Here is a 13,403-nt window from a genome sequence, read left to right as displayed (position 1 = left end):
TGGCAACTATGGCTGCACAGGGGAAGCACCATCGTTTCATCTACATCGCCACGGCTTTCGTGGCGCTGCTTTTTATGGGCCTCATCTACGCATGGTCTCTTTTCGTAGAGCCTATCGAGACCGATTTCGGCTGGGAGCGAGCCCAGACATCGCTCATTTTCACACTCTCCATGATTTCCTTCAGCGTAGGCATGGTCGTTGCCGGCATCATCGAGCAACGCTTCAGCCCTCGCATCGTCATGGTGGCAACGGCGATTATCATCGCCGGCGGATTCATCGCCGCCGCGCAAACCACCACGCTGCTCTGGATTTACATCACCTACGGCATCATCGTCGGCTTCGGCGTGGGCGTCGGCACCGATTGCGTCATGAGCGTCGCCGTCAAATGGTATCCGGACAAGCAGGGCATCGCATCGGGCGGCATGCTCATGGGCTTCGGCATGGGCGCCATGCTTTTGAGCCCCCTGGTCACGGTTCTTCTCGGCAAGCTCTCGTGGCAAACCACGTTTTTGATTCTAGGCGTCGTTTTCGGCGTTGTCATGCTCGCCGTCGCACTCATCGTGAAGCTGCCTCCTGCCGAATTCGCAGCAAGCGTGCAGAGCGCATCGAACGCCACGCAGCCCCATGAGCAGAAGCGCGATTACTCCGCCGTCGAGATGATCAAGACCCGTTCGTTCCAGCTGGCGTTTCTTTGGCTGATTCTCGTGAGCAGCGGAGGCCTCGGCCTTATCAGCCAGGCGGTTCCTGCCGCCGAGGAAGTGCTCTCCGCAACGGGAATGGACGCCGCCGCAAGCGCCATGATGGCAACGGCGGCCATGGGCGGCATCTCCCTGTGCAACGGATTCGGACGTCTGCTCTGCGGACTTGTGTGGGACAAATTCGGCTACCGCATCTCGTTTCTGTGGATATCCATCGGCTTCGCGCTTTCCATGCTTCTGTGCGGCGTGGCCGTCATGCTCAGCAGCTTCCCGCTTATTGTGGCAGGGTTCATGCTCCTCGGTCTTGTGTACGGCGGCAACATGGCCTCCATGGCCGTTATCAGCAGCAGCTTCTTCGGCCCGAAGTATTTCGGCATCAACTACGCCGTCGCAACGCTGCAGATGATCGCATCGGCCTCGGCGGGCCCGCTGGTGCTTGCCACGCTTCAAACCTCGACAGGCTCTTACGGCCCCGCATTCTGGGCGTTTTTGGCCGTAGCCGCAGCAGCGCTTGCGCTTTCGTTCGCCATCAAGCCACCCCAAGAGACAAGCGAACAGTCAGCGCAATCTTAAGCGAGGGCGTTTCGTCTCGTTCTCTTCGCCCCGCTGTCTTTATAATGGGAGAACCGAATCGTTAGGAGCCCATTATGAATGTGACCGTCTTCGCCGCGCGCGAACAAGACCGCCCGCAAGCCGCAGCGTTGGCCAAACGTCTCGATGCAGAACTGACGGTCAACGAGGCGGAGGCGTTGCAGGCTCCCTTGGCGCTGCGCATTGGCGAAGAAGGTCTTTCCCTCGTTGGAGACGGCATGGTTTTGCGCGCCGATTTCGTCTCCATGCTGCCCCGTCTGCGCCCCGGCAAGCTACAGGGCGAGATGCTGGTTCGCGCGGCGAAGCTCAAAGGCGCTCCTTCCCCAAAGGCGTTCGATGCCACAGCGGGCTTCGGAGAGGACTCTTTGCTTTTTGCCGCGGCAGGATTCGACGTCACGCTGTACGAGAACGATCCCGTTATAGCTGCGCTTCTGCAGGATGCTCTCGAGCGAGCAAAGACGCACCCCGAACTTGCCAGCATCGTGAAGCGAATGCATTTTCACGAAGGAGACAGCATCGGCGCGTTGAAGCGCATGGCCGAGGCTGATTCGGCTGACGAAATGCCCGACATCGTATACCTCGACCCTATGTTTCCCGCAAGAAGCAAAAGCGCCGCCGTGAAAAAGAAATTCCAGCTGCTCCATCATCTCGAGCGCCCATGCAGCAATCAGGAAGAAATCCTTGAAGCGGCCTTGAGCGTACATCCGCGCAAAGTGATTGTGAAAAGACCCATCAAAGGGCCGCATCTCGCCGATAGAAAGCCGAGCTATTCCCTTGCCGGAAAAGCTGTTCGCTATGATTGCATCGTCCCTCCGCCGCAGACTGATTAACCTTCGCGGAGAACAAGAAGAACAAGGCGCCGCAGCCGCCATGGAAGAACCCCGTTGAAGAAAGCGAGCATTATCGTGGGAAGCAAAAAGCGTTCCGCCTGGGCTAAGGAGACTGCCGAATTCAAAGCAAGCCTTGGCGGCATGGATGACATCTTCGCACGCGAAGAGCAACGTAATGCCCGTCGATCGCAAGAAAAAGAAGCGGCGCTGCGTAAAAAAGCGTGCGAGTCAAAGAACCGCTACGCTTCTCGTTACGAAGCGCTCGATGCCATCGCCTCATGCGCGGAGCACGGCACCACAGGACTGCAATGCTATCGATGCCCGCACTGCAACGGATGGCATCTTACCTCGCATCCGCATGAAGAGCAGTAACTTTACGTTGTATAGAAATATATTGAACTGGCATTTTTCTCAATCACAGAAAAACGGAGTCGTCTTCAGAATCGTCGTTGGCGGAAGTTTTCCCTTTTTCGGGTTCATGCCGAAAAAACTTTGCAAAGCAGGGGCATCAAACGCCCCATTCTCACGGCATAAAAAAAATGGAACGGGTCGAAACCCGTTCCATTTCATCGTGCGACCATGTACGGGCAGCGCTCTTCTATTCCTGGAAGGTGCGCATGCCGGCATGAAAACGCCGTTGCCGCATTAAGCGATCGGCGGGGTGCCTTCGAAGTTGCCGAAGATGGCGTCGATCTGGATGGCTGCGCCCATGGGGAGGTTCGCAACGCCGACGACACGACGAGCAGGGGCTCCCTCGGGGAAGAACTGAGCATAGACCTCGTTGACAGCGTCCATGTCAGCCATGTCCTTCACGAAGATGTTGACCTTGACGGCGTCTTCCATCACATGGTCAACGCTCTCGATGATGGCCTTGATGTTCTTGAGGCACTGCTCGGTCTCGGCCTTCACGCCGCCCTCGACCAGAGCGCCCGTTGCGGGATCGATGCCGAGCTGAGCGGAGATATTGTTGTAGTGAGAGAATGCAACGGTCTGGGAAGACAGCGCATCCTTAGGAGCATTCGCGATGTTGTTCGCCTCGACAATCAGACCGTGACGGTCCTCGACAGCCTGCGGAGGCGTGCCGTCGCCGTGAGAGCACACAGCCTCGATCTGAACGAGCGCATGCATGGGCAGGTCTGCAACCTCAACCACGGTACGAGCCGGGAGGTAGTTGACCGCGCGAGCAATGCCCGAATCGGGGAAGAAGCGCTTGTAGATCTCGTTCATGGCCTCAACGTCGCCGAGGTCCTTCAAGAAGACGTTGACCTTGACGATGTCATCGAAAGGAACGTCCATAGCGGTGAGGACAGCCTTGATGTTCTTGAGGCACTGAGCGGTCTGCTCCTGGACGCCACCCATGACGACCTGGTTGCTTACGGGGTCGATCGGCAGCTGCGCCGTGATGTTGTTGTAGTGGGAGAATGCCACAGACTGGCTGGACATCGCATCGAACGGAGCATTGTGGGTGTTGTTGACGTACTTGAGCAAGTCGCCAGCCTGGGGCTCGTTCGGAATGGTGCCTTCGCCGTTGGTGAGGAGAGCCTCGACCTGGACGAGCGCGCCCATGGGCAGATCGTTGACGGCAACGACGGTGCGGGTGGGCACGTAGGTGGTGAAGAAGGACTTGTAAGCCTTCTCGACAACGTCAAGATCCATGATGTCTTTGACGAAGATGGTGATGCGAACGACGTCGTTCAGGTTGTGACCGATGCTCGCAACGATTTCCTTGATGTTGCGGAAGCACTGATCAGCCTGCTCCTTGACGCCGCCCGCGACGATTGCGCCAGTCTTAGGATCGACAGGCAGCTGAGCCGAGAGGTTGTTGTAATGAGAGAACGCTACGGTCTGAGAGCACATCGGGCACTTCGGCGCCTTCTCAGTGTTCCTGGCCAATACCACGTTATCGCCCATGGCAATACCCTTTCTGTTGACACCCTTCAATAAGGTTGCGGAGAAAACTTTCCCCTTGTTTTCTCGCAAGCGCATTAGACTTTACCCCATAGAATTTGTCAATTGATTTTTCACGAATTTGGTTGTGAAAGCTATGAATCAAGCCTTCACGCCGCGCCAGCAACCGCTCGCCTGAAACGTCAGCGATCGCCCAGGCGGGCTATGAGCGTCCAGCCGCCTGGGCTATGATTCATCCAAGGCATTCGAAAGGAGACCCCATGACACAGACCGACCCTGCTTTCGACAAGACATCCTGGACCGAGGAGGCGTTCGACCGAAAGGCCCTCGCCGACCGTGCGCTTGCAATGCACAGCCGCAATTTCAACTGCGCCCAATGCGTCGCCTGCACGCTCGCTCCGTTCGTCGGAGCCGATGAAGACCTTATCTTCCGCGCCACCGAAGCGCTCGGCGGCGGCATGGGAGGCTTCACGGAAACGTGCGGTGCCATCTCCGGCGGAGAGGTCATCATAGGGCTTGCATGCAGCAACGGCTCAAACGACCCCACCAGCAAGCAGGACACGTACGTATGGGCCCGCAAACTCGTCGAAAACTTCCGCACCCGCGTCGGATCGACCATCTGCGAGGAAATCAAGAATGTCGAAGGCGAGGCTCCTCTTCGCGGATGCGACCTCTGCATTCTCGACGGCCTCGAGATGACGATCGACATTCTGATCGAGATCGGCAAGGAAGCGTAGCCTCTTCGGCCGCCATTGCGCACAACGTATGGATATCGTTGCATTTCCCTTCGGTTTCTTCGCTACCCTCGTCATGCAGTCGGTACAATACGCACATACTATTGAGCTGCGCTGCCAAACCGCTCGCAGCGCTCGCAAAAGACGACGCAGCGTGCACCACGCATGCGTTCATAACACCGAAAGGAGCTCGGATGGATCCGAACAAGCGTCCCGAAGACATGGAGCGCATCACCACGCCCGAACTTGCCCAGGCTTTCATCAATGAGAAGGTCGAAGAGGTCCGCGCCCAGGTTGGCGACAAAAACGTACTTTTGGCACTTTCCGGCGGCGTTGACTCCTCCGTAGTCGCGGCGCTGCTCATCAAGGCCATCGGCAAGCAGCTCATCTGCGTCCACGTGAACCACGGCCTTATGCGCAAGGGCGAAAGCGAACAGGTTGTAGACGTCTTCAAGAACCAGCTCGACGCCAACCTCGTCTACGTCGACGCCACCGATCGCTTCCTCAACCTGCTCGACGGCGTGGCCGAACCCGAGGCCAAGCGCAAGATCATCGGCGCCGAGTTCATCCGCGTGTTCGAAGAGGAAGCCCGCAAGGTCGGAGACAGCGTCAGCTTCCTCGCACAGGGCACCATCTATCCCGACATCCTCGAGTCCGACGGCGTGAAGGCACACCACAACGTAGGCGGCCTGCCTGACGACCTGCAGTTCGAACTCTGCGAACCCGTCAAGCTGCTCTTCAAAGACGAAGTGCGCGTCATCGGCCGCGAGCTCGGCCTGCCCGAGAACATGGTCGAGCGCCAGCCTTTCCCGGGTCCCGGTCTGGGTGTTCGCTGCCTCGGCGCCATCACCCGCGATCGCCTGGAGGCCCTGCGTGAGGCCGACGCCATCCTGCGCGAGGAGTTTGCCAATGCCGGCCTTGAGGGCAAGGTGTGGCAGTACTTCGTCTCCGTGCCGGACTTCCGCGTCACCGGCGTGAAGGACGACAAGCGCCTCTACGAGTGGCCGGCGTTTATCCGCGCGGTCAACACCGTGGACGCCATGACCGCCAAGGTGCCTGAGCTTGATTGGACGCTTCTCAAGAAGATTGGCGACCGTATTGCCTCCGAAGTCGATGGCATCTGCCGCGTTCTGTACGACCTTACCCCGAAGCCCTGCGGCACCATCGAGTTCGAGTAACGCCGCATAGAACGACGAACCGAAACCCCGCTGCAATAAAGCGCCTCCCATTCCTTGAACACGAGAAATGGGAGGCTTTTTTACAGCCGAGCCGCCGCATACGAAACGAACAGCTCAATACACATCAAAGAGACAATGCCCGACGGCACAGTATTCGACAGCAAGCAGAAGTACTACCGATGGTAATGCTCCAGGAAATCTCCCAGCTCTTCCATAGCCTGGGATAGCACCTCTATGCGCGGCAGATACACAATGCGGAAATGATCGGGCTTATGCCAGTTGAAACCACCGCCGCGCGTGATCAGAATCTTCTTCTGATGAAGCAGGTCGAGCGCGAATTGTTCATCGTCGGTAATGCCGAATTTCTTCACGTCAAGCTTGGGGAAGATGTAAAACGCCGCCTTGGGCTTCACTACCGAGACGCCCTCCATGTTGCACAACGCCTCATATACGAAATTGCGCTGTTCGTACACGCGCCCGCCTGGAACGACGTAATCCTTAACGCTCTGATGCCCGCCAAGCGCCGTCTGAACGATCGACTGCGCAGGAACATTGGAGCACAGGCGCATGTTGGAAAGCATGTTGACGCCCAGCATAAAACCCTCGATGCATTTCTTCTCACCCGAAAAAATCATCCACCCGATGCGATAGCCCGCGATCATGTGCGATTTCGAAAGCCCGCTGAACGTCACGCACGGCAGGTCGGGAGCAAGTTCTGCAATGGAGACGTGCTCGACACCGTCCATGCACAAACGGTCATAAATTTCGTCGGAGAAAATAATGAGCTGGTGTCTACGCGCCACTTCGACGATTTCCTGCAACACTTCGCGCGGATACACCGCACCCGTAGGGTTGTTCGGGTTGATGATGACGATAGCCTTGGTACGCGGTGTGACCTTGCTCTCGATATCGGCAATATCGGGATACCATTCAGCCTCTTCGTCGCAGATATAATGCACAGGTGTGCCGCCCGAAAGCGTGACGCATGCCGTCCAGAGAGGATAGTCGGGCGAAGGAATGAGAACCTCGTCCCCGCTATCGAGCAGAGCCTGCATGGAGAGGTTGATCAGCTCCGACACGCCGTTTCCCGTGTAGATGTCGTCCATGCCGACGTTGGGGATATGCTTAATCTGGGCATACTGCATGATGGCCTTACGTGCAGAGAACAGGCCGCGCGAATCGGAGTAGCCTTCGCATTCGGGAAGCTGCTGACGCATGTCCTGCACCACCTCGAACGGCGTGCGGAACCCGAAGGGGGCGGGATTACCGATGTTCAATTTGAGAATATGCTGGCCATTGCCTTCCATGCGGGCGGCCTCGTCAGCCACCGGACCGCGCACGTCGTACAAAACGTTGTCGAGCTTGGATGATTTCTTGAACTCACGCATACCCATGACGGTACTCCTCTGATCGATTGTACGCAATACGGCTTCCTGCAAATGTATCCCATCAGACGACGGCGACGAAGACGGGATGGCGTCGGATGGGCGTTTCCGCAAATCAGACTCGGCAGAAAGAGCGTCTGACGCTGCATTCGTGCAAACGTGCGTCTCCTGCCCTTGAGCGACAACACCTTGCGAACGTCCGGCCGTTTCCTGCTCCCCTACTCCACCGAGCAGCCAGTCCCGATCGACGCCAAGAACAAGAGCTAAGACGTCCAGCACATCTTTACGCGGAATGGTTTTTCCTGAGACATATTGACTGACCTGAGATTTCCCAAGTTTCTTACCTTGGTTTTCGGCAAGACGAATCAAATCGGCCTGCTTGATGCCTGCCGACTCCATAGACTGTTTGAGCCTATCCGAAAATGAACCGTTTGGCATAGAAGCCTCCTTGAGAGTTCAATTTCAATAACAGGTTCAATTCTATGCCACCTAAGTTCAATTTCTCAAGATATACATTGAACTCTATATTTTTCGTCGGAGAGCGGCACGAATAAGGCCGTACGCTGGAATCAACCCTGTCGAAGAGCCCAGGCTATCCCCTTGGCCGTCCTCTCCTGAACATCTTGGAAGTGATTCCCAGGGTTCATGTCGAGCCTGGCAAGCACACCGCGGTTGCGGCACAATTCAAGAATATCCTGCGTGTTGCTCTGAACGTTGCGCAGAAGCCTGTTGGGGGTACGATGCTCTTTTTTACCGAGGGACAAATACACGCAGCTCAAGGCGCTGGAGAATGGATGGGCGTGAGCATATTCGACAAAACCCGGATACCATAAAGAACCCGATGCACTGACCACCCTGCTAAACGCATCGGTCTGAAATGAAGCCCATAACGCAAAAAGCCCGCCGAGCGAGTAGCCCGCCAACGCCGAATAGAGCGGCCTACCTCCTATTTCCTGTTCGACGACAGGCATGATCTTCTCCGTCAAATCACTGAGATAGCCTTGCGCCTCGCCTGCATAAGGCGCGTCGGAACGCGTGATGCAGTCATGAGGCCACGGCGTCAATTCGTCATTCCAGCGCAGACCGGACACTGAGACGAACGTAAAGTCAGGACATCCCTCGTCAAAGCAACGGCGACGCACGTCAGAGCAATCTGACTCGATTGCATTAAGATACACCGCCGGCGCATAGGGCTTTTTCGCTGGATACACGCGAATTTTCTTACCTGCTATATCAAGTTCTTTGAACATGCCGCACCTCCGTCCCTCATGGTACCATTGCCTGCGAAAGCGATTCGACGATCGCATCTCGTATCCATCGCAATGCCGCATATGCCCCACATCGGCAATCTGCGGCGTTGCCGCCCTCAGGAGCATCCATGATTAAAGAACTCGTACACGACGAAACGCTGCTCTCCCGACCTTGCGCCGCTGCAACGGCACAAGACGCCGACGTTGCGCAGGACCTGCTTGACACGCTCGTATCCATTGACAGCGCAGCATGCCTCGCTGCAAACCAGATAGGCGCTGAAAAAGCAATCATCGCCTATCTCGACGAAAAAGAGAATCCGCAGATCATGTACAACCCGAAGCTTCTGCTAGGTCTCGGCGCCTTCAAGACCGAAGAGGGATGCCTGACGCGCGACGAGGTATCCGTGGTCACGCGCTATCAGCGCATCAAAGTGGCCTATGACGAAATGGTCGACGGCGCGCTTGTTCCGCGTAAGAAAGACCTCACCGACTGGACCGCGCAGATCGTGCAACACATGATCGACCACTGCAAAGGCAAGCTGGTCTAACGCGGGGCACGCATACGCCGAGCAGGGTCATACGCCACACGAACCCTGGGCGGCACCTAGCACGCCACGCAAGCCCCCGGCATAACCGCCGCACAAGCCCCCATAATCAAAAACGCCTCCTCAGGCTCACCGAACCTGAGGAGGCGTTCATGTTCAGGCTATCCGCGCGGAACGATAACCGTAGGAACAACAAGATTGAGCAGCACGCTGTGCGTGACCGAGCCGAACACGGCACGTCCCAAGGTCTTGCGCGAATGGGTGCCCATGACTAGCATCCCGTTCTCCTTCGCACCATCGATCAGCACACGGGAAGGAGACGGCCCCTCGATAGCCTTGCCGACAACCTCAAGCCCTTTGTGCTGCGCGGCAATTCTCTCGACACGTTCGTCAAGCGCGCTCTGATACTGCTCCCCGATGGGAGACAGGCCGCCTCCCATCATCTCGGCAGGACGGGATATCCACGCCGGCAGGCCCCAAGCGGTCACCAGGCGAAGCGGCCACCCCAAAGCCACCGCCTCTTCGATGCCGAAACGAAGCGCCTCTTCGCCGAATCCTTCCGGATCGAACCCTACAAGAACGCCGTGCTCTTCTTCGTCAAAGCGCCAATCGGCAGGAACGATGACGGTAGGAACATCGAGGCAAACCGAAACGCGCAGGCCCTTCGCCCCACCGATCGTCTCACCCACGGTCGCCCCATGATGAGACCCCAGGACAACCAGGTCATGGCCTTGCGCCTGCTCAACGAGGGCATCCACTACTGCGCCCTTCGCAACGACCGACTCCGCTGCAACGGACGGATGGTTTTGGGCCACATAGTCTTTCGCCTCGGAAAGAAGCTGTTGGGCGAAAACCTCCACATCGGCCTCGAGCAAACCGGCCCCCTGCAAAAGCCGCGGATCGGAAACGGTGACGAGCGTCAAGCTCGACCCGTCGCGCTCCGCTCTGCGCGCTGCCCATTCGAGCGCGCGCTCGCCGCGCGGACTGCCGTCAATACCAACGAGAATGCGTGCCATGGATATTGAACTTCCCTTCTGTTTCACGCGATTTCGACGCTCGATGCTCCTAGTGGAAAATCGGAATCATAAGCCAAAGAGCAAACAGGACGATGAAGACGCAGCCGGCGAAACAAACGACCGACCCTATACGATGCAGAAGATGGGCATTGCCCTCAGCATCGACTTCGCCGGCTATCCAAAGGCGCAGCCCCGATGCGTACAATCCTCCGATGGTGGATGCAATGAGCACCGCTGTTGCAAGCACGGTGATGAAATTAGCTATCTCGTGTGCAATCATGGTCATCTCCTCCTATGCGACCGCGTGGGACGAATTCGAAGCCGCGTTGATCGTAACTTCGGAATGCTCGTTCACATTCGCGGAATTCACCGGATTACGCTTGGAAAGACGGAAAATAATAAAGGCGACGATAACCGCAATAAGCGCCACCGCGATTGTCCCGCCCAGACCTGTTTTCGCAATAGCGCAGGCCACGGCCCCAACGAGTCCTGCCGCAGGAAACGTCACGAGCCACGCAATAAGCATACGGCCGGCAACGCTCCAATTCACCGATCCGCCTTTTTTACCGAGACCGGAGCCGATGATGGAACCGGAACATACCTGCGTCGTAGAAAGAGCGAAACCCAGGTGGGACGAAGCAAGGATCGTCGTTGCGGAAGCGGCCTCGGCGGCAAATCCCTGAGGCGTGTTGATTTCGGTCAGTCCCTTGCCCAGCGTGCGGATGACGCGCCAGCCGCCCATATACGTACCGAGGGCGATGGCCAGGCCGCACACGGCGACAACCCAAAGCTGAGGACCGGTGCCGGAAGCCTGGGCTCCGACGGCAATGAGCGTCAAGGTAATGATGCCCATGGTCTTTTGTGCATCATTTGTACCATGGGAAAGAGCAACCAGACACGCCGTAACCGTTTGCCCGTGCCTAAACCCTGACTCGATCTGTTTTTCATCGAGCTTTCTTACGATGGCAAATATCACCTTCACCGCCATAAACGCCGCCAGACCAGCGACAATAGGAGAAATCAGGGCCGGAACGAGAACCTTCGCAACCACCGCGCCGAAATTGACGCCCTCTACGCCAGCACCCACGATCACAGCGCCCACAAGACCGCCGAACAGAGCATGCGAAGAGCTGGAGGGCAGGCCGACAAGCCAGGTAAGAAGATTCCAGATAATGGCACCTACAAGGCCGGCGAATATGAATTCTGGACCTATGAACACCTGTTGCTCGTTGATGATGCCTCCCGAGATGGTCTTTGCGACCTCGGTAGAAAGAAACGCGCCAATCAGATTGAGCGTACCGGCGGCGATAACCGCCGTCTTCGGCTTCAGCGCGCCCGTGGCAATGGAGGTTGCCATGGCGTTCGCCGTGTCATGAAATCCGTTCGTAAAATCGAAAATCAGCGCCGTCGCGATGACCAGAATCACGACGACCAGTGTTGCGATGTCCATGGATTTTCCTAATCCCCCTTCGATTGAGCCCTTGGCGAGGCGACCGACCGAGAGCCGACGATTCGGCCGAAAACAATCGCGTTGCCAAATGCTGCGAAACACACGAATTCAGGTTTGCAGAACACGAAAATTAAGGTTATGCCTTTTTTGCCGTGAGGTGTTAGAGCTTCTGCAAAATCGAAGTAAAGTTCGGCTGGAGGGGGATTTGCCTTACAAGAATGACCGTTCACCGAACTACGCCTTGCTTGAAAAATAGAACGCCCTCTTTTCTCCCCACTGCCTTAGAACACGGGGAGAAAAGAGGGCGAGAAAAGCAAGAATAAAGACCCATTCGCGCATATCACCGCATCGCAACTCCGAAAGCGAGCCTGCGCCATGGGTTTGCGCTACTCGGCCTTCGTCTCGGCCTCCTTGCGTTTTTGCAGCACCGAATGCACCACGCCGACGATGGCGGCGACAAGAGCCACCGTCAACCAGCCCAAGCCAAGATCGGCGCCGGGAAGCGCATCGAGGAAAATCCACGCATCGGGGACGAAGGCGTCGCGAAGAGCCGCGATGGCGCTTACTGCAGCCGTGGCAAACACCGTCCAAGGCCAGATGCGCGGATATTTGTCGCAGATACCGTGAAAGAGACCGAACGCCATGAGCACGATAGCAGGCGGGTACAAAGCCCCGAGCAACGGGCCCGAAAACGCCAGAATCGCATCAAGGCCAAGCAGGGAGACGCCGCAGCTGAAAACGGCAAAAATCGCAGCCCATGCCGGCAACGGAATGCGCGGGAACACTTCGGAGAAATACTCAGCGCAGCAGGAGATAAGACCCGTGCACACATTGAGGCAGGCTAGAAGGAAGATGGCCGCAACAATGACAGAACCGGCTTCTCCGAAATGCAACGCAGCCGAAGCGGCAAGAATCTCGGCGCCGTTGGCCGCATCGGGCATGGAGGGAGCCATGGCAACGCCCACGAACGCCAGTCCGCAATAGACCAGCGCCATCAAAATACCGGCAATGACGCCCGCCGCCGAAATAGAGCCGGCAACCTTGCCCGACTCCGTCACACCCTGAGCCCTTACATTAGTGGCCACGACGATGCCGAAGCACAGAGCCGCAAGCAGGTCCATGGTCTGATAGCCCACGAGGAAGCCCCCCGACACGGCGTTTTCGTCATACGGGGCTACCGGCGCAGGAGTATCTCCCAAACCCCCGAACAGCGCCGCACCAACGACGAGCGCAATCAAGACGATAAGCGCAGGAGCGCAGAACCTGCCCAGAATGCGAGAAAGCATGCCGGGACGGATCGCCAAAGCGAAAGCCACGGCGAAAAAGATGACCGAGAACAATGCCACCACGACAAGGGAATCCCCGCCTTGCGGAATAAGCGGCTTGACCATTTCGTACGCCGTCGAAGACGTGCGAGGAATTGCCAAAAACGGGCCGATAGTCAAATACACCAAGGCGATGAAAACCGAGGCGAATACGGGATGAACGCGGCCCGCGAGCTGACGGATATCGCCCACCAGCGCCACCGCGATAATGCCGAGCACCGGAAGGCCGATGCCCGCGATAAGGAAACCGACCATGCCGAAGACGGCGTCGGTTCCCGCCTGAAGGCCGAGAAGCGGAGGCAGGATGAGGTTGCCTGCTCCGAAGAACATGGAAAAGAGCATTCCGCCGAGCATAAGCATCTGAGCACGGCTCAGTCCCGTTGATCGGCGGCTGTTGGATTCTTGCACAATCCCTCCCTTATATACACGATGCGGCCGAGCCGCGGACAAAACAACGCGCTATTCTAGCATGCTCGTCCAGAAGGGCCGTAAA

The 13,403-nt window shown here is 57.3% G+C and carries 13 protein-coding genes; 6 read left to right on the top strand and 7 right to left on the bottom strand.

The genetic code is table 11. The features are described 5' to 3' along the window. Window positions 1-8 precede the first annotated feature (8 nt). The 3 genes from HMPREF9451_RS01580 to HMPREF9451_RS01570 all read left to right on the top strand — a co-directional run bounded on the left by HMPREF9451_RS01580 (window position 9) and on the right by HMPREF9451_RS01570 (window position 2,491). On the top strand, window positions 9-1,271 hold the full coding sequence (locus HMPREF9451_RS01580) for an MFS transporter (protein ID WP_009138549.1): 1,263 nt from the start codon (window positions 9-11) through the stop codon (window positions 1,269-1,271). A gap of 74 nt (window positions 1,272-1,345) precedes the next feature. Further along, window positions 1,346-2,119 (top strand): class I SAM-dependent methyltransferase, encoded by a 774-nt coding sequence (locus HMPREF9451_RS01575; protein ID WP_009138548.1) that lies wholly within the window; start codon window positions 1,346-1,348, stop codon window positions 2,117-2,119. Between the two features lie 54 nt (window positions 2,120-2,173). Beyond that, complete coding sequence (locus HMPREF9451_RS01570) at window positions 2,174-2,491, top strand: hypothetical protein (protein ID WP_232204082.1); 318 nt, start codon at window positions 2,174-2,176, stop codon at window positions 2,489-2,491. Window positions 2,492-2,764: 273 nt separating this feature from the next. Here HMPREF9451_RS01570 and HMPREF9451_RS01565 read toward each other — a convergent pair whose 3' ends face one another. Beyond that, window positions 2,765-4,030: a RidA family protein gene (locus HMPREF9451_RS01565; RefSeq protein WP_009138546.1), complete on the bottom strand. Its 1,266-nt coding sequence runs from the start codon at window positions 4,028-4,030 to the stop codon at window positions 2,765-2,767. A 257-nt stretch (window positions 4,031-4,287) separates the two neighbouring features. Here HMPREF9451_RS01565 and HMPREF9451_RS01560 point away from each other — a divergent pair, with 257 nt between their 5' ends. Further along, window positions 4,288-4,764 (top strand): C-GCAxxG-C-C family protein, encoded by a 477-nt coding sequence (locus HMPREF9451_RS01560; protein ID WP_009138545.1) that lies wholly within the window; start codon window positions 4,288-4,290, stop codon window positions 4,762-4,764. 191 nt (window positions 4,765-4,955) lie between these two features. Beyond that, the gene (gene guaA, locus HMPREF9451_RS01555; protein ID WP_009138544.1) at window positions 4,956-5,939 is read left to right on the top strand and encodes a glutamine-hydrolyzing GMP synthase; all 984 of its coding nucleotides are present in this window, start codon (window positions 4,956-4,958) and stop codon (window positions 5,937-5,939) included. 173 nt (window positions 5,940-6,112) lie between these two features. On the opposite strand, the gene HMPREF9451_RS01550 is transcribed toward guaA, so the two are convergent. Together HMPREF9451_RS01550 and HMPREF9451_RS01545 are read right to left on the bottom strand one after the other, a co-directional pair. Beyond that, window positions 6,113-7,762 carry an aminotransferase class I/II-fold pyridoxal phosphate-dependent enzyme gene (locus HMPREF9451_RS01550; protein ID WP_009138543.1) on the bottom strand — a complete coding sequence of 550 codons (1,650 nt, stop codon included), beginning with the start codon at window positions 7,760-7,762 and terminating at the stop codon, window positions 6,113-6,115. Window positions 7,763-7,893: 131 nt separating this feature from the next. Further along, window positions 7,894-8,574: an alpha/beta hydrolase gene (locus HMPREF9451_RS01545; RefSeq protein WP_009138542.1), complete on the bottom strand. Its 681-nt coding sequence runs from the start codon at window positions 8,572-8,574 to the stop codon at window positions 7,894-7,896. Between the two features lie 128 nt (window positions 8,575-8,702). Between HMPREF9451_RS01545 and HMPREF9451_RS01540 the strand changes: the two genes are divergently transcribed. Then, a complete protein-coding gene (locus HMPREF9451_RS01540; protein ID WP_009138541.1) occupies window positions 8,703-9,122 on the top strand; it encodes a peptide deformylase in 420 nt (139 codons plus the stop codon). 158 nt (window positions 9,123-9,280) lie between these two features. Here HMPREF9451_RS01540 and HMPREF9451_RS01535 read toward each other — a convergent pair whose 3' ends face one another. From HMPREF9451_RS01535 to brnQ, 4 genes are all read right to left on the bottom strand, one after another. Then, entirely contained in the window at window positions 9,281-10,135 is an 855-nt protein-coding gene (locus tag HMPREF9451_RS01535) for a universal stress protein (RefSeq protein ID WP_009138540.1), read from the bottom strand. Between the two features lie 49 nt (window positions 10,136-10,184). Next, the gene (locus tag HMPREF9451_RS01530; RefSeq protein WP_009138539.1) at window positions 10,185-10,415 is read right to left on the bottom strand and encodes a hypothetical protein; all 231 of its coding nucleotides are present in this window, start codon (window positions 10,413-10,415) and stop codon (window positions 10,185-10,187) included. Between the two features lie 12 nt (window positions 10,416-10,427). After that, entirely contained in the window at window positions 10,428-11,585 is a 1,158-nt protein-coding gene (locus tag HMPREF9451_RS01525; protein WP_009138538.1) for an inorganic phosphate transporter, read from the bottom strand. A 386-nt stretch (window positions 11,586-11,971) separates the two neighbouring features. Next, window positions 11,972-13,318, bottom strand: a complete 1,347-nt coding sequence (gene brnQ / locus HMPREF9451_RS01520) for a branched-chain amino acid transport system II carrier protein (protein ID WP_009138537.1) — start codon at window positions 13,316-13,318, stop codon at window positions 11,972-11,974. Between the last annotated feature and the right edge of the window lie 85 nt (window positions 13,319-13,403).

It is taken from the genome of Slackia piriformis YIT 12062, from assembly GCF_000296445.1.
In the GTDB taxonomy this organism is placed as follows: Bacteria; Actinomycetota; Coriobacteriia; order Coriobacteriales; family Eggerthellaceae; genus Slackia; species Slackia piriformis.
Note: the sequence above shows the minus strand (reverse complement) of the source record. Positions and strands in the feature narration are given on the sequence as shown.